The organism is Bradyrhizobium sp. McL0616 (assembly GCF_049993385.1).
GTDB lineage: Bacteria > Pseudomonadota > Alphaproteobacteria > Rhizobiales > Xanthobacteraceae > Bradyrhizobium.
In genome coordinates, this window is the sequence record NZ_CP188255.1 from 5869465 (window position 1) to 5889178 (window position 19714).

13 protein-coding genes, 2 pseudogenes and 1 riboswitch are annotated in these 19714 nt (G+C 64.8%); of the genes and pseudogenes, 3 read left to right on the forward strand and 12 right to left on the reverse strand.

Annotated elements, in window-relative coordinates; translation table 11 throughout:
- The first annotated feature begins 5 nt into the window (after positions 1–5).
- Positions 6–668, forward strand: a complete 663-nt coding sequence (locus tag ACPPVR_RS28525; RefSeq protein ID WP_426609889.1) for an aspartate/glutamate racemase family protein — start codon at positions 6–8, stop codon at positions 666–668.
- On the opposite strand, the gene ACPPVR_RS28530 is transcribed toward ACPPVR_RS28525, so the two are convergent.
- The 9 genes from ACPPVR_RS28530 to ACPPVR_RS28570 all read right to left on the reverse strand — a co-directional run bounded on the left by ACPPVR_RS28530 (position 665) and on the right by ACPPVR_RS28570 (position 13252).
- Entirely contained in the window at positions 665–1333 is a 669-nt protein-coding gene (locus ACPPVR_RS28530) for a flavin reductase family protein (RefSeq protein WP_426609890.1), read from the reverse strand. The two genes, ACPPVR_RS28525 and ACPPVR_RS28530, sit on opposite strands and share 4 nt — an antisense overlap.
- Positions 1334–1338: 5 nt before the next feature.
- The gene (locus ACPPVR_RS28535; protein ID WP_426609891.1) at positions 1339–2271 is read right to left on the reverse strand and encodes an N-carbamoyl-D-amino-acid hydrolase; all 933 of its coding nucleotides are present in this window, start codon (positions 2269–2271) and stop codon (positions 1339–1341) included.
- Between the two features lie 115 nt (positions 2272–2386).
- A complete protein-coding gene (locus ACPPVR_RS28540; protein WP_426609892.1) occupies positions 2387–4069 on the reverse strand; it encodes a long-chain-fatty-acid--CoA ligase in 1683 nt (560 codons plus the stop codon).
- The gene (locus ACPPVR_RS28545; protein WP_426609893.1) at positions 4066–5361 is read right to left on the reverse strand and encodes an aminotransferase class III-fold pyridoxal phosphate-dependent enzyme; all 1296 of its coding nucleotides are present in this window, start codon (positions 5359–5361) and stop codon (positions 4066–4068) included. The genes ACPPVR_RS28540 and ACPPVR_RS28545 overlap by 4 nt, the downstream gene beginning before the upstream one ends.
- Positions 5362–5371: 10 nt before the next feature.
- Positions 5372–6952 (reverse strand): hydantoinase B/oxoprolinase family protein, encoded by a 1581-nt coding sequence (locus tag ACPPVR_RS28550; protein ID WP_426609894.1) that lies wholly within the window; start codon positions 6950–6952, stop codon positions 5372–5374.
- Positions 6949–8958 carry a hydantoinase/oxoprolinase family protein gene (locus ACPPVR_RS28555; protein WP_426609895.1) on the reverse strand — a complete coding sequence of 670 codons (2010 nt, stop codon included), beginning with the start codon at positions 8956–8958 and terminating at the stop codon, positions 6949–6951. Before ACPPVR_RS28555 ends, ACPPVR_RS28550 begins: the two co-directional genes overlap by 4 nt.
- 426 nt (positions 8959–9384) lie before the next feature.
- A complete protein-coding gene (locus ACPPVR_RS28560; RefSeq protein WP_426609896.1) occupies positions 9385–10863 on the reverse strand; it encodes a PLP-dependent aminotransferase family protein in 1479 nt (492 codons plus the stop codon).
- 227 nt (positions 10864–11090) lie between these two features.
- A complete protein-coding gene (gene hydA / locus ACPPVR_RS28565) occupies positions 11091–12500 on the reverse strand; it encodes a dihydropyrimidinase (protein ID WP_426609897.1) in 1410 nt (469 codons plus the stop codon).
- An 11-nt stretch (positions 12501–12511) separates the two neighbouring features.
- The gene (locus ACPPVR_RS28570) at positions 12512–13252 is read right to left on the reverse strand and encodes a maleate cis-trans isomerase family protein (protein ID WP_426609898.1); all 741 of its coding nucleotides are present in this window, start codon (positions 13250–13252) and stop codon (positions 12512–12514) included.
- Between the two features lie 145 nt (positions 13253–13397).
- On the opposite strand from ACPPVR_RS28570, the pseudogene ACPPVR_RS28575 reads away from it, so the two are divergent.
- Positions 13398–13888, forward strand: a pseudogene (locus ACPPVR_RS28575) (amidase family protein); the annotation flags it as partial.
- Position 13889: 1 nt separating this feature from the next.
- On the opposite strand, the gene ACPPVR_RS28580 reads toward ACPPVR_RS28575, so the two are convergent.
- Positions 13890–15323 carry a PepSY domain-containing protein gene (locus tag ACPPVR_RS28580; protein WP_426609899.1) on the reverse strand — a complete coding sequence of 478 codons (1434 nt, stop codon included), beginning with the start codon at positions 15321–15323 and terminating at the stop codon, positions 13890–13892.
- Positions 15324–15335: 12 nt separating this feature from the next.
- Positions 15336–17688: pseudogene (locus ACPPVR_RS28585) on the reverse strand (TonB-dependent receptor).
- 116 nt (positions 17689–17804) lie between these two features.
- A riboswitch (cobalamin riboswitch) is annotated at positions 17805–18006 on the reverse strand.
- 75 nt (positions 18007–18081) lie between these two features.
- On the opposite strand from ACPPVR_RS28585, the gene ACPPVR_RS28590 reads away from it, so the two are divergent.
- A complete protein-coding gene (locus ACPPVR_RS28590; protein WP_426609900.1) occupies positions 18082–18654 on the forward strand; it encodes a histidine phosphatase family protein in 573 nt (190 codons plus the stop codon).
- Positions 18655–18660: 6 nt separating this feature from the next.
- Here the strand turns inward: ACPPVR_RS28590 and cobT are convergent, their stop codons facing one another.
- Positions 18661–19713: a nicotinate-nucleotide--dimethylbenzimidazole phosphoribosyltransferase gene (cobT, locus tag ACPPVR_RS28595; RefSeq protein ID WP_426609901.1), complete on the reverse strand. Its 1053-nt coding sequence runs from the start codon at positions 19711–19713 to the stop codon at positions 18661–18663.
- Position 19714 lies beyond the last annotated feature (1 nt).

Sequence of the window (19714 nt, forward strand, 5' to 3'; positions counted from 1 at the left end):
CCAACATGCCCCGGCCGCGCATTCTCGTCATCAATCCGAACTCCAACCCCGCAGTCACGCAAGGGCTGGAGGACGCGCTGAAGCCGCTTGGCTTCGAAGGCGGGCCGGAACTGGTCTGCCAGACGCTGACCGAGGGCCCGTTCGGCATTGAAAGCCAGGCCGATGTCGATGGCGTCGCGATGCCGCTCCGAAAGCTGGTCGAAGGCGATAACAGTTCGGCCGCCTTCGTCATCGCCTGCTACAGCGATCCCGGGCTTCAGGTCTGCCGTGAGGGCACCGACCGCCCCGTATTTGGCATCGCCGAGTGCGGCGTGCTGACGGCGCTGGCGCGCGCCGAGACATTTGGCGTCATTGCGATTGCCCAGCGCTCGATCCCGCGGCACATGCGTTATCTCAGGCAGATGGGACTGACCGAACGACTCGCCGGCGAGCGGCCGCTCAACATGAGCGTTGCGGAGACGGCTTCCGGCGAAGGCACGCTCGCCAAAATGATCGACATCGGCCGCGCGCTGCGGGACGAGGACGGCGCCCGCGCCATCGTGATGGGCTGCGCTGGCATGGCGCGCCACCGCCGTCCGCTGGAAGACGCGCTCGGTATTGCCGTGATCGACCCGACACAGGCGGCCGTCACCATGGCGCTGGGAACGGTGCAGTTCTCGCGTCACTAGGCGTCCTTCAGCACTTGAGCGTCCCGGCGCGCGAGCCATTGCGCATGGCTCTCGCGCGCCAGCGCGAACGTGTCCCGCTGCGTCGTGTAGAGATTGCCGAACATGCGTCCGATCGGCCGGTAGGCTTCGAGATCGACATACATGTTCGCTTCGTCGACCAGGCCGTCGCGAGCGTGAATCCTGATGACTTCGCCGACCAGAAGCTCGCGATCGGGCGAAAAGTTGAGCACAGTGTGGCGCCGGCATTCGAGCGCGAACGGCGCTGCAGCCAGGCGCGGCACATTCACGTCGATGCAGGCAAGCGTCGCAAGCCCGGTCGCGGCGACCTCGCTGTCGCCGGAGGGAAAATCGACCGCGCAATCGTTCATCGCCGCTGACAGCGCCTCGTCAACCATATGAACCACGAACTCGCCGTCGCGATGGATGTTGCGGGTCGTGTCCTTCGGACTGTGATCGGGCTTGTGCTGGAGCCCGAGCACGATCAGCGCGGGACTCTCGGAGAAGACGTTGAAGAAGCTGAACGGCGCGGCGTTGACCGCACCGTTCTCGTCAAGCGTCGTCACCAGCGCGATCGGCCGCGGCACCACCACGCCGCAGAGCAGCTTGTAGCGATCGCGCGGATCGAGCTCGCGCAGGGAAATGCCTGATGTGCCCTTGTTCACCATCGGCGTCACTTCTCCGGCGGCGGAACCGCGCCGGTTTGGCTGGTGATCAGGCCGTAATGCTCGATGCGGCGATGCTGGGCAAAATTGAAGATCGTGGTCTTGCCGAAGATGGTGGCATCGAGGTCGCAGGGATGCACCAGCAGTTCGTCCTCTTCCGTCTTGGCCTCGGCAACAATCTCGCCATTGGGATCGACGATCAAGCTGCCGCCAAAAAGCGGGTGGCCATCCTCATTGCCGGCCTTGGCGACGGCGACCACCCATGTCGCATTCTGATAGGCGCCGGCCTGCACCGAGAGGCGGTTGTGGAACAGGCGCTTCTCGACGCCCTCCTCGCTATTCTCCGCATTCACGGACGGCGTGTTGTAGCCGATCAGCACCATCTCGACGCCCTGCAAGCCCATGACGCGATAGGTCTCGGGCCAGCGCCGGTCGTTGCAGATGGCCATGCCGATGATGCCGCCCAGCTCGCGCCAGACCATGAAGCCGAGATCGCCCGGCTCGAAATAGCGCTTCTCCAGATGCTGGTGCGAGCGCCTGGTGTCGTACTCCACATGACCCGGCAGATGGACCTTGCGATATTTGCCGACGATCTTGCCGGATTTGTCGGTCAGGATCGCGGTGTTGAAGTGATGACCGTCGGGCGTCAGCTCCGCATAACCAAAGTTCATCGCCATCTGGTGCTGCGCCGCGCGCTCGAACAGCGGCTTCGTCGCAGCGCTCGGCATCTCGCGCTCGAACCAGATGTCGGCCTCGGCACGGTCCTCCATGTACCAGCGCGGAAAGAACGTCGTCAGCGCGAGTTCCGGATAGACGATCAGATCGGCGCCTTTGGCCTTGGCCTCGTCCATCAGCGCGATCATGCGCTTGACCACGGCCTCGCGGCTGTCGGTTTTCTGGATCGGACCCATCTGGGCGGCGGCAACAGTGACGATACGCATCAGCAAGTTCCTGATCTATTGAATTTCTTGGCGAGGCTGGGGATCGCAGCTTCAGGGGCGTGTCGGCGCGCGCAGCATAGCGCGGTCTTGCGCCGGTTTTCCAGCCAAGCAGCTTTCATGCCGTCCGCCCCCATTCGGCGTCCTGCAAAAGCCGCCAGTTGATCTTGTTGCTCGCGGTGCGGGGCAGCTGGTCGACGAAGACGACGGCGCGCGGCGCCTTGTAGCTGGCCATCGCACCGCGCGCCCAGCCGATGATGTCGTCCGGCAAGGTCGTCGCCCGTGCGGCCTCGTCGAGCACGACCAGCGCCTTGACGGTCTCGCCGCGGTAATTGTCTGGTGTCGAGATAATGCAGCATTCCCGGATGGCCCGGTTCTGGTACATCGCGGCCTCAACCTCGGCGGGCCACACCTTGAAGCCACTGACATTGATCATCCGCTTCAGGCGATCGACGGCAAAGAAATAACCGTCAGCATCGCGATAACCGAGATCTCCGGTGCGCAGGAACCGCTTGCCGTCGAGTTCGATGAAGGACTCTGCGTCGGCCTCCGGCCTGTTCCAATAGCCTTGCAGCACCTGCGGCCCGTGCACGACGATCTCGCCGACGACATTGTCGTCGAGTTCAATCAGGCTTTCTGCGTCGATGATTCTTGCATCGGTCTCCTGCACGGCGATTCCGAGACACTCCCGCTTCGGCGCCGCCATCGGATTGAGGTGGCTCGGCGACATCGTCTCGGTCATGCCGTAGCCCTCGACGAAATCGAGGCCGAATCGTCCTTTCAGCCGCTCGGCCACTGCGGTCGGCATCGCCGCACCGCCTCCAGTCAGGACCTTGAGCTTCGCAAAGCACCGGTCGCGGAACCGGGCGCTGGCAAGCACGTCGACGATCATGGTCGGCGCCGCGTTCCAGAACGTCACGCCATAGGTCTCGAACAGATCCGGCAGCAAATCCTTGTCCCAGCGCGCCATCAACAGCAGCGTGGCGCCCGTGACAACAGCGGCATTCATCGAACCCTGCATGCCCGCAACGTGGAACAGCGGCATGAAGCCGGTCATCACGTCATTGCCATCGAGCCCATACCAGCGGGCCTGCAGGACCGCGGTGAACAGCGCGCTGCGATGGGTATGCATGCAGGCCTTGGGCTTGCCCGTCGTGCCCGACGTGTAGGGCAGGATCATGAGATCGTCCGGCCCCGCTCTCATCGCATCAGGCTGCAAGCCTTTCGCGATCGCAGACGACCAGGAATGCCAGCCGGGCGACGGCGGCACTTCCGACGGCCCCTCGGTGACGCACGACGGCAGCGTATAAGGCGTGGCGCTAGGCACCTCGTCGCGATATTGCGCGACGATCGCATGCGCGATGGCCTCGCCCAGCAGCGGCGCAAATATTTCGGTAAGATCGCTGCCGATGAGCGCGACTCTGGCGCCGCTGTCTTCGGCGAGATACGCAATTTCGGCCGTCTTGTTCATGGGGTTGACGGGCACGATCACGGCGTCCGCCCGCATCACCGCGTAGTAAGCGATGACGTATTGCGGCGAGTTCTGAAGCGCGATCATGACGCGGTCGCCGCGCGTCACGCCGCAAACGCATTGCAGGAATCCGGCCATGGCATCGACGCGGTCGCGCAACTCGGCGTAGCTCAGGCTCGAGCCATAAAACACCGTCGCCGGATGCGACGGCCGGTCGTGCGCAGCGCGCACCAGCGCGTCGTAAAGCGTTCCCTCCGGCATCGCGAGATGCCAGGGCTCGTCCGCCGGCCAGGCCGGCGATCGACGGGGCGATGCGGGATCTGCGTTCACCCGTGCTCCTCGTCGGCGATGTCCAGACCGTGGTCGAGCGCATCCAGCAGCAGCGTCGCTTCACGCTCGGATATCACGAGTGGCGGCGCCAGGAACAGCGAGGTCTGCTCACCGCTGGTTCCGATCACTGCGCCGGCCTCCAATGCCCGCTCGGCGACGCGTGAGGCGATCGGGACCTCGGTGGTGTCGGCATGCCAGTTGCGCCAATCCGGGCCGTGCAGCTCCACCGTCCAATGCAGCCCCTGCCCCGCTACACGCTTCACGCTCGGATGCTTTTGCGCGATGGCGAGCAGGCGGCGGGTGAACAGCTTTTCGAGATTTTGCACGCGCTCCAGGATCTTGTCTTCGGTCACGACCTTCAGATAGGCGCTGACGGCAGCCATGCTGATCGGATGGCCGCGCAGGGTGCCGTAATTCTGCCAGCTCGTGCCCTTGAGCCGCTCGACGATGTCCTTCGACACTACGACGGCAGCGACAGCGGCTGCGCCGCCGCCAAGCGACTTACCGAGAGTCACGATGTCTGGGCGGCTTTGAGCACCCTGGAACGCGAACCAGCGTCCGGCGCGTCCTGCGCCGGTGACGACCTCGTCCGCGATCCAGTAAGAGCCTGCCTGCCGCGCGCAGCGTGCGACCTCGTCCTGATACGCGCCTTCGTAATAGATGCCGCCCTGGGTGTAATCGATGATCGTCGCTGCGGTATCCGAAAGCAGGCGTGTCGCATCCGCCAGATATTCGCTCGGAGGCGCATTGTTGGCTGGCGCGCCATAGATCGCGCCATCCGGAGCCGGCAGGATTCGCACCGGCGCCATCGGCGCCGGTAGCTTCGAGCCGCCGGCATGCACCGCGAGACCGCCGTGCCATTGCGGCTGCACCGTCATGCTGCGCGACAGGCCGGTGATGCCGTGATAAGCGCGCTCACGCGTTGCGAGTGCTGAGCGCTGCGTCAGCGCCTGGCACAGCGACAACGCCATGTCGTTGGCCTCGCTGCCGCTGATGCAGAAACGGACGGCGCCGACCCAATCCTCTTCGCCTTGGAACGCGGTGGCCATCAGATCGTCCGCTGCCTGCTCGCGGCCGACCCAGGTCCAGCCTTCGTTCACGACGGGTGTATCGGCCGCGCGGCGGATCGCCTCTACCATCACGGGGTGGCGATGCCCGAGACCGCCGCCGGTGTTGCTGCCGTCGATCAGCTTGCGCCCGTCCGCGAGATGAAAGTAGACGCCCTCGCCGCCGACCACGGCCATGGGCGCGCTCTCGCCAGCATTCAGTCCGGTTCGCAACAATCTGCTCATCGCCGTTCCTTTACTCTGCCGCAGCGGTGCCGTAGCCACCGCCACCGCACATCTCGATCGTGACGCGATCGCCTTGCTGCAACACGAGGTTCGATTTGCCGTCGATCGCGACGTTTGCGCCTTGCCTGATCAGCGAGATGCGACAAGGCTTGCCGGACTCGCCGCCCTGCATACCGTACGGCGCAATCACCATGCGCTCGATGCAGGTGGTCAGATGCATCGAGGGCGCGAGGATGCGATAGGTACGGACGGAGCCGTCACCGCCGCGATGTGCGCCGGCGCCGCCGGAATGCCAGCGAATGGCCTGCTGCTCGACGCGGATCGCGTAGCTTGCCTCGATCACCTCGACCGGCGTGTTCGAGGTGTTGGACAGATGCACGCGCGTCGCCGACATGCCGGCCCGATCGTGGCGCGCGCCTTCGCCGCCGCCGTGAACCTCGTAGAGCATCTTCCACGAACCGTTTTGCCGCGGCTCGGCAAAGAACAGCACGCCAGCGGTGGTCGCCCCGCCGGCCGACAAACGTTCTGGAATGGTGAGCTGCATGGCGCGGAAGATGGCATCGACGATGCGCATCGAGGTCTCGTGGTTGCCGGCGGCGACGGACGCGTTCCAGCCGGGCTCCAGGATAGAGCCCGGGCGCGTGATGATGGTCAGAGGCCGCAGCGCGCCCGCATTCTGGTGCATGTCGCGGCCGCTCATGATGCGCGCGGCATAGGCGACGGCCGAGCGGGCCATGAACGGCGTCGTGTTGCAGAAATTGGAGACGCGGTCGCAGCTGCCGGACAGGTCGAAGATCGCCTCATCCCCAGCGATGGTGATCTTGACGTGGATGCGTGCCGGCGCATTGTTCACGCCGCCGTCGTCGAGATGATCCTCGCCCTCATAGACGCCATCCGGCAGCGCGCGGATCGCTTCCCGCATCTCGATTTCCGAGAGATCGTGCAGGCGCGACTGCGTTGCCGTGAAGACCGACTTGCCGTGTTCGCGGCAAAGCTCAACGATGCGCCGCTCGCCGGCTTTCGTGGCGGCGATCTGGGCGAGCAGATCGCCCTCGCAGGATTCGGGATCGCGGACGTTGGCCTTGAGCAGCTGCACGACCGGCGCGCTGACGCCCGCCGCGGTCGCGATCAGCACCGGCGGAATTCGCATCGCCTCCTGGAACGTGTCGATGGCCTTGGCAAAATAGCTGCCGGGCCAGGTGCCGCCGATGTCAGGCCAGTGCGCGAGGCTGACCGCGAACGCCACGATGTCGCCGTCGACGAAGACGGGCCGCACGACCTTGACGTCGTTGAGGTGATTGCCGCCGAGGGCGCCGACATTGTAGATCAGCACGTCGCCGTCGTTCAGGCTCTCGACCGGCACCACCTTCAGCAGCTCAGGAATCGTGTAGGCCATCGCGCCGAGATGGATCGGGATGTCGCGGCCCTGCCCGACCAGACCCCCGCGGCCGTCCGTGATCGCGGACGACAGGTCACCGGCCTCGCGCAGCAATGGCGAACGCGCCGAGCGCGTCATCACCAGGCTCATCTCCTCGGCGGCGGCGGAAAGCCCGTGCCGGATGACTTCGACGACGAAGGGATCGAGCTTCATGCCGTCCTCCGCGTCAGGAACAGATTGCCTGTTACATCAGGCTTCGCCTGCCAGCCGGGCGGCACTACCACCGTCGACCACGCGTCTTCAATGATGGCCGGGCCGTTGACGACGTCAGTCAACGCGGCGCGGTTGATGATCCCTGTTGCGATCTCATGGAACCCGTCGAACGAGCAGATGCGCGTGCCAGTGGACACCGCCCTCACCGCAGTTGCCGGCCGGCTCACGACGGTCGTCGACGGACGGCGCGCCTGCACCCTTACGGACTCGATGACGCAGGGCTCGCTCGTCGCGTAGCCGAAGAGCTCGTGATGCCGCGCCAGAAAGTCCTTCTTGAGCCTGATAACATCGAGCGGCAGCGTGAAAGACACCGGAATGGCGTCGTTCTGCGCCGCGTAGCGCATCAAGGCCACCAGCTCGACCTGGATCTGTGCTTTCGCGACGTCGTTCGCGATCAGCGGCGCCGAAGCATCGGCAATCAACGTCCCGATCCGTTCCGATACGCGCGCGAGGTCAATGCCGTCGAGCGCCGCGCGCAAGGTCTGTTGCTGGAGGAAGCTGAAGTCCGCGGTGAGACAACCCAGCGCAGAAAACGCGCTCGACGCGCTGGGCACGACAACCTCTGCAATCCCGTAGAGATCGGCGAGACCCGCGGCGTGCATCGGGCCGCCGCCGCCGAAGGCGAGCAGCGTGCAGTCGCGTCCATCGATGCCGCGCTCGACAGTGACGCGGCGAAGCGCACGCGCCATCGTCGCGTTCGCGACCTTGACGATGCCGAGCGCGGTTTCGGTCAGGCTCAGCCCTAAAGCAAGCGCGATCGGCTCGATGACATCAGCAGCGGCCTTGATGTCGATCCCGATCCGGTCGCCGAGTTTTGTTTCGGGATTGAGATAGCCGAGCACGGCATTGGCGTCGGTGATGGTGGGTTCGGTGCCGCCGCGCCCGTAGCAGGCCGGCCCCGGCTCGGAGCCCGCACTCTCCGGCCCAACCGTCAAGCCGCCGGGGCCGTTGCGCACGATCGATCCGCCACCGGCGCCGATCGAATGAACCGCGAGCATCGGCTGGCGCAGCGGCTTGTCGCCGAGCATGCGGCCGTCGGTCATCTCGGCCTGGCCGTCGACGATCAGGCAGACGTCGGTCGTGGTGCCGCCCATATCAAACGTCACCATGCGCGAGGTGCCAAGCTGGCGCGCGATGCCGACGGAGGCCGAGACGCCGGCCGCCGGCCCCGACATCGCCATCACCAGCGGCCGCCGCTTCACTGCGGAGATCGGGATCATGGCGCCGGCGGAATGAAACACCTGCAAGCCCGGCCCGATCGGCAGCCGCTGCTCGAGCTCGCTCAGATATTCAACCGCGATCGGCATCGCGGCCGCGTTGAACACGGTCGCCGACGTCCGTTCATATTCGCGCGCCTCGGGATTGACCTCGTGCGACAGCGAGACATGGGCGACGACGTCCTTGAGACGCTCGCCCAGCATTTTTTCATGGACCGGGTTGGCATAGGCGTGAAGAAGAGCAACCGCGACGCTCTGCACGCCGGTTGCTTTCAGCCATACCACCAGACGCTCGATCTCCGCGTCCTCCAGCGCCTTCAACACCCGGCCCTCGTGATCGAGGCGCTCGGCGAGCCCGAAGCAGCGTTCAGGCGGCACCAACGGAGGCGATTTCGGAGGAATGTCGAGACGATAGAGATCACGGCGGCGATAGCGCGCGATCTCGAGCACATCGGAAAACCCTTCGGTGGCGACCAGCGCTACCTTCGGCAGCCGGCCCTCAACGATGGCGTTGGTCACCCGAGTGGTGCCGTGGACGAAACGCTTGACCTCGCTCTTGCGCAGGCCCACCGCCTCGATCGCCTCGAGCATCGCCTGGACGGGCGCCTGCGGCCGCGACGGCACCTTCGCGATCCGCGCCTCCGCGGAACCGCGCCGGATCGCAATGATGTCGGTGAAGGTGCCACCGATATCGGTGCCGACCTCCCAATGCCCTTCGGAATTGCTCATGTGCAGGATCAGCTACGCATGACGTCCGAACCGGACGCCGGGTTCTGCCCTTCCACCGCGACGTCCAATGCCCAATCGAGACCGCTCATCATGCATCCCTTGTCATGCCACCGTCTGAGAGCGTGCGACAGAGCGACCGGGTCGGGATAGGGCCAGAGTTGTCTCAATCCACTAGACCAGCACGCGACCGGTGCGACGCGCCGCAGCATCGGCTGCACGTTTTGGTGCAGCGGTGCCCGCGCAGACAGCACACGGACGTCGGCTATTCCAGGTGAGCGACGTGCAGCGCACCACGGTATTTTCGGCGCAAATCGGGAAGGTCGCTGCACTGCAATCCGAGCTCCCCAAATCGTCTGTCTAATTTACAGGCGATCGACCGGCGCGGCGGGATGTTGGGGTGCCTGCGAGCTATGCAAGGCGGTCGGCTCAGCCTCCCTTTATTGTACGAACAGTAAGCGACGATATTGCCGGACCGGATGGTGCGCCGCGGGAGCCGCTGCCGATGCGAGCCGCGATTCTCGCGAGCAGCGGAGACGCATCCTCGACGCGCAACCGCCCATAGCCGAACACCAGGCCCTGCCGTGTCGGCTGTTCCAGAAAGTTCTGCGACAATGGCTGCACGTGGATGCCGGCCTGCTTCAGGACTGCCACCGCCTCGCGATCGCTCATCCGAGCCTTCATCGCGTCGGTGAACAGCGCCACCAAATGCAGCCCGGTAACGGCGGAGGACACCGTCAGATCGTCCGGCATCAGCGCTGCGATCGCATCGATCAGCGCCTTGCGCCTGATAGCATAGACCCGCCGCATCCCGCGTAGATGACGCAGCAGGTGCCCCTCGCGCATGAACTCGGCCAGCGCGAGTTGTCCGATGCCCGAGGTATGCACGTCGATCCGCGCGCGGCCCTTCGAGAATCCCTCGATGAAATACCTGTTGGCGACGATGTAGCCGAGCCGCAGGTTCGGCATCATGATCTTCGAGAAGGTACCGAAATAGATCACCCGCCCGTCGCGATCGAGCGAGCGTAGCGAGGCGATCATGCTGTCCTGATGCCTGAACTCCGAATTGTAGTCGTCCTCGATCACCCAGACGTCGTTCCTGTTCGCCCAGTCCAGCAGTTCGAGGCGCCGTTCCAGGCCCATGCTGATCCCGAGCGGATATTGATGTGACGGCGTCACCACGATCAGCCGCGCGCGTGGCGCACGCCGGACTCCCTCGGAGACGACGAGGCCCTTGTCATCGACCGGAATCGGAACGAGCTTTGCGCCGGCAGCCGTGAGCGCCCAGCGGGCCTCGACGAAGCCTGGCTCCTCAATCCACACCTCGTCGCCGGGATCGAGGATCATCCGGCTGCAGACATCCAGCGCGCCCGATGTGCCGGAGGTGACCACAACCTCCTCGGGCGCGCAAACGAGCCCGCGCACCGCGCCAAGGAAGTTCGCGATCTCGCTGCGCAGCGGTGGATGGCCCTCAGGCGGAAGATCGAGGCACTCCTGCTCTTTCGGATTTTGCCAGGTCTGGCGCAGCAGGCGCGACCATTCCTTGAATGGGAATGTTGAGATGTCCGGCGCGCCGGGACTGAACTCGGACGGCCAGTTGGTTTCGTAGCTGGAGGCAAGCAGCGATCGCCAGCGCTCTGACATGTGGGCGGCCGTGCCGGCCGGCGACGAAGCCGAAGGCGGCGCCGCATGCGGTGTTGCGACGGACGCCACCATGACGCTGCCGCGTGGAGTCGATACAAGATAGCCCTCGGCGTAGAGCAGGTCCCACGCGGTCAGCACCACCGTGCGCGAACAGCCCAGTTCCCGCGCGATCTCGCGCGAGCCCAGAAATTGCGTTCCGGCCGGAAAGATGCCGCGCAGAATGCCGTCCCGGATGTGCGCCGCAATCTGCAAATGCAGCGGCACGGCCGACGTCCGGTCGATGTGAATCCCGGCAAGGGATACACGCTTGCTTGATTGGCGGTCTCTGTCCATCGTGGGGAAGCGGGTTTTGGGAGGTTTGTTCGGCCACCGGATTTGCATCAGATTGAAGCAAGAAGCGATCGAGGTATAGCCTTGTCATACCTGGATTTGCGCTCGCCGGGGTCACGATCTTGGTGTTGAGGCCGCTCTCGATCGAGCCGATGTAACGGTCACACCAGGCTCGACTTGCCGCGGCTCAGCACCTCGCCCGCGCCCTTGTCGCCGACGATCTTGCCCTGCTCGTACACCACGCGGCCGCGCGCGACCGTCGTGACGGGCCAGCCGGTGACGTCGAACCCCTCCCAGGGCGTATAATCGGCGCCGTGATGCAGATCGGCCTGCTGAATCTTCTTCTTCAGCTTGGGGTCCCACAGCACGATATCCGCATCGAAGCCGACGCCGATCGAACCCTTGCGCGGATACAGGCCGTAGATGCGGGCATGATTGGTCGCGGTCAGCTCAACGAATTTTTGCAAGCTGATGCGCCCCTTCGACACCCCCTCGGAGAACAGGATCGGCAGCCGCGTCTCGACGCCGGGAATGCCATTCGGCACCCAGCGAAACGAGGTGCGTGCATTCGGCGTCAGCTTGCCCTTGGGATCATCGTAGCGGAACGGGCAGTGGTCCGACGAGAAGGTCTGGAACACGCCGGTGGTGATGCCCTCCCAGATCGCCTGCTGGCTTTCGGCATCGCGCGGCGGCGGCGAGCAGACGTACTTCGCGCCCGTGATGTCCATGTTCAGGCCCTTCATGTCGTCGGCCGTGAGCGTGATGTATTGCGGGCAGGTTTCCGCATGCACGGGCAATCCGCGTTGCTGGGCCCAGCGCACCTGCTCCATAGCCTCGCGCCCGGAGACGTGGACGATCATGATGGGGACGCCGATCACCTCGGCATGGCTGATGGCGCGATGCGTGGCCTCGCGCTCGACGGCCTGGGGACGCGACGTGCCGTGATAATAAGGCGCGATGTGGCCCTCGCGTTCGAGTTTGGTGGTGAGGAAGCGGATGGCGTCGTAGCCCTCGCAATGGACCATTACCAGCGCCTCCTCGCGGCGCGCCACCTCGAACACTTCGAGCAACTGCTTGTCGCTCAAGACAAGGTCGTCATAGGTCATGAACACCTTGAACGAGGTGTAGCCATCCTTGACCAGCGCGGGCAGCTCCTGACCCAGCACGACCGCGGTCGGATCGGAGATGATGAGGTGGAACGCGGTGTCGATGTAGCACTCGCCCTCGGCGAGCTTGCGGTAGTTCTCGACACAGGTTCGGAGCGACGTGCCCTTCTCCTGAAGCGCAAAGGGTAGCACCATGGTGTTGCCGCCGGCCGCCGCGGCACGCGTCGCCGAGGCAAAGTCGTCGGCCATGACAATTTCGGGGCCTTGGGGTTGAGAGATGTGAACGTGGCTGTCGATTCCGCCCGGCAACGCCAGTAGCCCCGTCGCATCGATTTCGCGGGCCGCGCCCTCGATGCTGTCAGCGATGCTGACGATACGGCCGTCGCGAATGCCGATGTCGGCACGAAACTCGTCGCTGGCCGTCACGATGGTGCCGCCGCGGATGGCGAGATCGAGCTGCGTCACAGGAGTCTCCGTCACTTGACCACTGACACTGTCTGGAAGATCCGGCCCCACTCCGCAAGAGCCGTAATGTCGCCGCCGGCAAGATCGAGGGTTCGCCACAGCGTGACCGCGACCGAGTCGAGTACGGCGATATCCAATTCCCGTTCGAGCGACGCCGCCAGTGCGGCACCGTCGAGATTGGTGCAGAGGATGACGATAGCGTCGGCGCCTTCCGCTGCCACGGCGCGGATCATGTCCGCGATTGTCGCAGGCGCGACCTCGCCGAAGGAGAAATTGTCGCGCAGGCCGAGATGGCGCTCGGCATGCGGTGCTATCCCCTCCTCGGCCCAGACGTCCGCGATCCGCCGCTGGACATCGTCCGTATAGGGCGAGACCAGACCGACGCGCCTCGCGCCGAGCGCGCGGGCGGCATCGATGCAGGCCAGCGTCGACGTCGTCGCGGGCACGTTCGTGCGCGCCATGATCGCCTCGCACAGGCTCCTGTCGCGGCTGATGCCGAGCCAGCTCGCCGAGGTACCGTTCCAGGCGATGGCGTCGACTTTTGCATCGGCCAGCAGATCCGCCGCCGGCAGCATCACCGATGCGTCGAACTGGTTCAGCGCGGCGGCATCGAGCGCGATTTCAGTGACGCGGAAGCGTGAGAAATGCGCGGTGACATCGGTCACACCATGCAGCATGGCACTGGTGACGGGCTCGAGCACCGAATTCGAGGACGGCGTGATCATGCCGAGACGCTTGCGCAGAATTGACATCGATCGCGTTCGCTCCATTGCGGCGAAGCGCATTTGCGCTCCTCGCTAAGGATCATCCGCATCCCTCACGTGCGCGCAACCCGCAATCTGCACACTGCATACAATTTGTTCGATATGCTTTTGTTTTGAGCCACATACGTTACCTCCCGTCTGGCCGGCGGGCGTCACGGAGGACGCCATCATGCCGCTTCAGCACGCGGCCTCGCGGCGCTCTATGGCGAGACCTTTCGCAAGGACCCAACCGTCTTCGACCCTGATATCGCCAGGCAGATCGAACGTGGGCTTGCCTGGTCGGGCGTGGACGTCGCCGGTGCGCTGGTCGCAAGCACCGCGATTGCCAATGCGTTCGCGGCCTTCTTTGCCGAAGTCGACTTGCTGCTGACCCCGACAGTCCCCTGCGTCGCCTGGCCATTCACTCAACTTGGGCCCGACATGATCGGCGGCAACGCGGCGAGCCCACGTGCGCACGCCGTGTTCACGCCCTTCGTCAATCACGCCCGGCTGCCGGCGATCTCGCTCCCCTGCGGGACCGATGCGGCCGGACTCCCCTTCGGCCTCCAGCTGATCGCCCGGCGCGGACAGGACCGCACGCTGCTGCGTGCCGCGCGGCAGATCGAGACGCTCCTACGGGCGTAACTCAGACTGCAAAAGTAGAGCGCAACCGGCGCCAGCCGATGACGGTTCCGGTGATGGAGAACACCAGCCCGAGCGCGCAGAGCCCGACGATCAGGACATCGCGGACACGCGGATGCGCCATGAGGACCGGAAAATCGAGCGTGTGCACGGCGCTGTAGGCCCAGCGATAGGCCCGCCGCGACGGATCGAGCCTCTGCAACACGTTTCCATCGGCGCCGTCGATATCGAACCAGAGGTCGCCGCATTTCGAGCGGTAGACCGGTGCACCGGGGACGGCGGACTGGGATGGGTAATCGTCGTTATCGGCAAGAACGACCGGCGCGTCGCATCGAGGGGCAAGCCGCGCGATCAAGCTCCGAACCTCCGGCGCACGCAGGAACCGGGCTTGGCCGTCTCGGCGCATCTCTCCCGCTCCTGTCAAGACCTGGCTGCCGAGGCCGACCCGATCACGGCGATAGATATTGCCGTTGAACGCGAACCATTCGATCTCGCGAGCCGGAGACAGAGCCGACTCCCGATCGAGCGATGAAACCGTCCTCCAATTCGGCGCAGCATTGATCTCGCCAACTTCACCCGTGGTCAACTGCCCCCGCGAGAACAGCAATCCGTGATCCATCGAGAGCCAGCCGCTGAAGATCCAGGTCAGCAGGAAAAATGTCACCACAAGGCCGATCAGGTGATGCAGGGCGTGCCAGCCTCGGTAAGGCGAGCCCAAGATCCCTCCTCGACGTTTGATCCGCGCGACCCCCAGCACCGCACCGAGCAAGGCTGCGATCGAGGCCGCCAGCGACAATGTCCAGACAACGAGATCCCACAGTGCCCAATCGCGTCTCAGGACCGTCGGATAGATCCAGTGCAGAACGCTCCCGGCGAGATTCCATCCACGCTCGCTGCGTGTCGTATCTAGGACGACTTCGCCAGTGAGCGACGAGACATAGACCTCCGTGCCGGCGGCATCGCCAAGCGCCACGCGGAACAGAGGCCGATGGCGATCGAAGCCGTTCGGCACGCTCCATTGATCATAGTTCCTGCGCCCAACGATCTTGGCCTGTGCAGCATCGATCCCGCGGCCGCGGGCATGATCCCGCGCGATGTCGAGCGCCACATCGGCAGAAATGACCGTCGCGTCCCGTCCATCGGAGGCGCGAACCGCGCGCACGAGTAGGATTCCGGACACGACGTAGACCGGCCCGTCGCTCCGCTGGACCAGGCGAACACGCGTTGCCTCGGTAATGCCGCTGGCAGCCACCGCATCGGCGACTCCGATGACCACCTGAGCACGATCAACCGGGATGAGGCCGGCGAAGCGCTCCGCTTCCGTCAGCGACGGAAACGGAACGAAGTGCATCACGATCCCGGTCGCGAACCACATTGCGAACAGCAGGCAGAACGCGACCCCGAGCCAGCGGTGCAGCAAGACGATCGCGCCCATCATGCGTTCAGTGCCTTACCATTTGAACGCCGCCGAGATCTCGTAGGTGCGCGGCGCGCCCAGCAATATCTGGTCAGGATAGAACGGATCGCCCCAGATCGCATAGCGCTTGTCGGTGAAGTTGCGCACCCGGAAGGTCAGGCGGGCCTTGTCCACCGCAGCGAAGACTGTCCTGGGGATGTCGACGAAGGCGTAGACGTCTCCCACCGTGTAGGCCTTCAGCGTCACGGTGTTGGCATCGGTGTTGTAGCGGTCACCGACATGGCGGCCGACGATGCCGAGCTCCACGGGCCACGACGTCAAGAAGCGGTATGACGCGCCAACGTTCGCAACGATACGCGGAACGTTCGGCGGCGTATTGCCGGAGAATGAGCCGCCGACGAAATTGTAATCGGCATAGCGCGCATCGACATAGGCGATATTGCCCCATAGCCGCAGCGGCTCGATCGGACGCACCGATGCGGCGAGCTCGACGCCCTTCGATTCCTGCCGCCCCGCAATGTTGAGCGCCATCCCGCCGGCGGCCGCATAAACGTTCTTGCGCAGGATATCGTAGGCCGAGAACCACCACTCCGCCCTGTTGTCCCATAGCACGTGCTTGACGCCAGTCTCGTAGGTGCGTGCGGTCGTGAGATCCAGCGGCTGCGTCGGCCCAAGCAGAAAGATGTTATTGGCCGAGATATCGGCACCAGTGGCGTACTGGCTGAAGAAGGTCAGGCCGGGAACGGCATCCCAGGTGTAGCCGATACGCCCCGTCACCGGTGCCCAGTCTTTTGTGAATGGGAAACTCGCGTTCTCCAGGCCGTTGACGTCGGTCGAATTGCGGTCGAGCCCAATATGTTCGACGCGCAGGCCGGCGACCAGCGCGAAGGTGCGCGTGAGCTTCAGCCGGTCCTCGAACGACAGCGCCTCGTTGTCGATGCGCGCGGTCTGCTGCTTGGTCGTGAGGAGGCCGTAGAAGCCGCGGTCGGGATCGACCGGCGGGACTTCATCATTCGGAAAGTTTGCAGCGCCCGGCCTGACGAAGTCGAGGTAGCTCGACGACAGCGTCGTGACCAAGCGATTGTCAAAACCTGCGACATTAGCATCCCAAACCAGGTACGGTGATGTTTCCGACAAGGCGCTGGCTATGCGCGACATAGAAGCGCTCGCGATACACCTTGTTCGTGGTAGAATCGAACGCCTCGATCTCGTTGTTGAACCACGTGCGCTCCGCGCCATAACCATAGGCCTGGCTTTTCAGCGTCAGGTCAGGCGCGAGCTTCAACTCGAAACCGCCGCGGAGCCACACCTCTTGCGCCACGTTTCGGTTATCGAGGACGTTGTAGTTGGTGTTGAAGGTGCGGTCGTCGATCGTGACGGCCCCGAGGTCTGTCCTGTTGAAGTAGGTACCCGAGACGATACCCGCCGTGGCATGTGAGCCACTGAAGGCAACCGGCACCAGCGGTGCGCCCCAATAAGCCTTTCCGCGGTCTTCGCGGTACTCGATCGCGCCCCAGACCTTGAGACTGTCCGAGATGCGATAATTGAACTGCCCGGAGACATCGAGCGTCTTGGTGTTGGTGTCGTCGGCAAAGCCGTTGAGCGAGGAACGGCTGACGTCGAAGCGGTAGTCCAGCCCCTGGACGTTGGTGCTGCCGCCGGAGCCGTAATGCGCGCGGAACGAGTTCAGGGAGTCATAGGAAAAGTCAGCCTCGTTTCGGATCGCCCCGGTGTGCGGCTGTTTGGTGACGAGATTGATCGCACCACCTGCGGCTCCTTCACCCGACATCAGCGAGGCCGGACCTTTCAGAATCTCCACAGCCTCCAGATTGGCCGTGTCCATGATGCGCGAAGTCATGTTCTGCGGGCCGATCTTGATGCCGTTGTAGAGCGTGTTGATCTCGCTGTTGGTGAAGCCGCGCATCGAGAACGCCGACGGCTCGGCCGGATTGTCGCCGGCGGTGACGCCGACCGCGCCTTGGGCCACATCGGAGACGGTGCGATAGCCCTGCTCGCGCATCGTTTCGGCGGAGATCACCTCGACGGTCGCGGGCGTCTCACGCACAGTCAGGCCGAGACCCGAGGCGCTTGTCGCCACCACGTTGGTGTTCAGCGGCGTCTGCGCCGTTGCGGTCGGCACGACCGGCTTTGGCGCGGCCAGCGCGGTAGCAGCCCTATGCGCCGCGGCGCGGCGCGCGCCTTGCCCCGCACGTGCCGCTGGTTTGGCCGGCTTGCGCGACTGTTCGGGCGCCGTCACTTCGACCGGCGGCAGCGGGTTGCGGGCCTGCTGCGCCAGCGTGGCGGGCATATCGACAACGGCAAATGATATGAGGGCGGCGGACGCGAGCAAAAAGCAGCGCGGTCGCGCAATACGGACGGAAGACACGGTCTTGGACCTCGGTATGACGTCTGTGGCACGTCACAGCGAACCAAGGTCCCATCTTCGGCCTTTCAGCGCTCCGATGAAGCCAAATGTCTGTACTCCCCGACCGACATCTTCGCGTGTGACCACGGCTGACGGCAGGTCTCCTGGCTCGCGGGTCGTTACCACTTCGTCGCCTTCCCGGGACCGAGGACCCAGTGGCTCATGACGAAGGATTCACCGCTTACAGTTGCGGGGGCAGCTACGGCATTGGGGACAACTTCCCCGCACCGCATTCCCTTTTCATCCCCTCTCGGGGAAACCGTCATCGCCATCTAGGATTACGATGAAGACGGAGTCAATGTGCCGGGTGCGGCGTTGTTGCCGCAGCGGCCAACTGTCCCTGGAGATTTTCGCATGGAAGGTGAGACCTTCCTCTGGCTGATACGTCACGCGCCCGTCGACGGTGTCGTCGGAACGATCCATGCGCCGGACGTGCCGGCTGATCTCAGCGAACGGACGCAGCTGGAGACGCTACAGAAGTGCCTACCGCGGGAGGCAGCGAGCTATGCGAGCCCGGCACGGCGAACAGTCGAGACGGCGCGCGCGCTGGGGCTCGATCCGGCTTTGGTGGGCGAATTCAGCGAGCAGGATTTTGGCGCCTGGACCGGCCTGCGGCATGACGAAATCGCTGCGGCCAGCGGCGATGTCTCTGCGCAATTCTGGAGCGATCCTGCGCGCGCAAGACCACCGGGCGGTGAAAGCTTCGAGGATCAGGTCGCGCGCGTCCGGATCGGCCTCGCACGGATCGGAGCCGGGCCGGCAACGCTCGTCGTGCATTCCGGCACGATCCGCGCCGCGCTCTGCATAGCGCTCGATCTGACGCCGCAAGTGGCGTTGCGCTTCGTCATCGATCCGTTGTCGCTGACCCGGATCGATCGGCTGGCGACCGGCTGGCGCGTCGTCGGCGTCAATCAGCGCGTGGCGTGAGCCGGATCAAGCCGGGCGATCCGGGACATTGGCCTGCGCGAATGTCGCCATGCCGTTGTGAAGGCTGCAGGCGAGCCGCACCAATGGCAGCGCGATGGCAGCGCCCGATCCCTCGCCGAGCCTGAGATCGAGACTGATCAGCGGCTGCACGTTCAGCGCGCGAAGCACCAGCCGGTGCCCCTGCTCCGCCGACTGATGCGAGGCTAGCTGGAACGGCTTGCACGACGGGTTGAGACGTGCCGCCGCCAGCGCCGCAACCGATACGATAAACCCGTCGATCAGCACCGGGATGCGGGCTTGCGCAGCCGCGATGATCGCGCCGCAGATCGCCGCGATCTCGAGACCTCCGACCGCACACAGGATCTTTTCGGGCGTGGCACCGGCAACGCCGTGACGCGCAATCGCCGCGTCAATCACGCGCGCCTTGTGCGCCCGGCCGGCCGCATCGACACCGGTGCCGCTGCCGGCGATCTCTTCGGCGCTTACGCCAAGCAGGCTGGCCGCAATCGCCGCCGACGTCGTGGTGTTGCCGATGCCCATCTCGCCGAAGATCAGGAGATCGGGTTTGCTCGCTTGCGCGCGCGCGACCGCGCGTTGGCCGACCTCGAAGGCAACCGCCAGCTCGGCGGCTGCAAGCGCCGGCTCAACGCTGAAGTCGCGGGTCCCGTTGCGCGGCTTGTCGATGACGATACCCGCCATCGCCTCCTGCGCCAGCGTGCCGGCATCGACCACCTCAAGACTGGAGCCGAGTTCGCGCGCCAGCACTGAGATCGCGGCACCACCTGACGCAAAATTCGCCATCATCGCGATGGTCACAGCTTGCGGATAGGCCGACACGCCTTGGGCAACGATGCCGTGATCGCCCGCGAAGATGATGATCGGCACGCGTGTCGCGCGCGGCTGCTCAGTCGCTTGCAGGCCCGCGAGCTCGATCGCGAGCTGCTCGAGCCGGCCGAGCGCGCCGGTCGGTTTTGTCAGTTGCGCCTGCCGCGCGATCGCCGCGTCGCGATGGGCGACTGAGATATCAGGGCACTTTTGATAGACCCATTTGGGAAGCATG

Bases quoted from the DNA above. Each gene is read 5' to 3' on its own strand.
- ACPPVR_RS28590 (WP_426609900.1), top strand. From the start codon at position 18,082: ATGGAAGGTGAGACCTTCCTCTGGCTGATACGTCACGCGCCCGTCGAC.
- ACPPVR_RS28525 (WP_426609889.1), top strand. From the start codon at position 6: ATGCCCCGGCCGCGCATTCTCGTCATCAATCCGAACTCCAACCCCGCA.
- ACPPVR_RS28555 (WP_426609895.1), bottom strand. From the start codon at position 8,958: ATGAGCAATTCCGAAGGGCATTGGGAGGTCGGCACCGATATCGGTGGC.
- ACPPVR_RS28545 (WP_426609893.1), bottom strand. From the start codon at position 5,361: ATGAGCAGATTGTTGCGAACCGGACTGAATGCTGGCGAGAGCGCGCCC.
- ACPPVR_RS28580 (WP_426609899.1), bottom strand. From the start codon at position 15,323: ATGATGGGCGCGATCGTCTTGCTGCACCGCTGGCTCGGGGTCGCGTTC.
- ACPPVR_RS28530 (WP_426609890.1), bottom strand. From the start codon at position 1,333: ATGGTGAACAAGGGCACATCAGGCATTTCCCTGCGCGAGCTCGATCCG.
- ACPPVR_RS28535 (WP_426609891.1), bottom strand. From the start codon at position 2,271: ATGCGTATCGTCACTGTTGCCGCCGCCCAGATGGGTCCGATCCAGAAA.
- cobT (WP_426609901.1), bottom strand. From the start codon at position 19,713: ATGCTTCCCAAATGGGTCTATCAAAAGTGCCCTGATATCTCAGTCGCC.
- ACPPVR_RS28550 (WP_426609894.1), bottom strand. From the start codon at position 6,952: ATGAAGCTCGATCCCTTCGTCGTCGAAGTCATCCGGCACGGGCTTTCC.
- ACPPVR_RS28570 (WP_426609898.1), bottom strand. From the start codon at position 13,252: ATGTCAATTCTGCGCAAGCGTCTCGGCATGATCACGCCGTCCTCGAAT.